This is a genomic window from Salmonella sp. SAL4457 (assembly GCF_046548235.1).
GTDB lineage: Bacteria > Pseudomonadota > Gammaproteobacteria > Enterobacterales > Enterobacteriaceae > Salmonella > Salmonella enterica.
Map to the genome: position 1 here is coordinate 1 of NZ_JBGDZO010000171.1, position 348 is coordinate 348.

At 72.4% G+C, this 348-nt stretch carries 1 protein-coding gene; it reads left to right on the forward strand.

Translation table 11 applies throughout. The features are described from left to right. Positions 1 to 14: 14 nt before the first annotated feature. Positions 15 to 348 (forward strand): hypothetical protein (locus ACLJNW_RS23765; protein ID WP_410961166.1); only part of this gene is annotated, 334 nt, incomplete at its 3' end.

Genomic DNA, 348 nt, shown 5'->3' on the forward strand with positions numbered 1-348 from the left:
TCCCCGAGGACCCCATGCGCCAACCGGATATCGAGATCTACCTGAAAGACGCCGAGCACGCGGCCGTCGCCGCCTGGCTGGAACAGGCGCTGGGGCCCTGCGGCCCATGGCAGGAGCACGGCCAGACCCTCAAGTGCACCGCCCGCGGCGAGCACGGCGCGGTGCGCGTCACCTGGCTGCCGAAGGCGGTGGGCAAGTGGCACAGCCTGTTCTTGGAGAGCGACAGCACGCCCTGGGACGACGACCTCGCCTGCGCCAGGGCCGCGCATGCCGCGCTCGGCGTGGAGATCCGCTGCGCGCCGGGCGGCTGGGAGGAAAACCAGGGCGAAGAGGACGCCGACCGCTGGC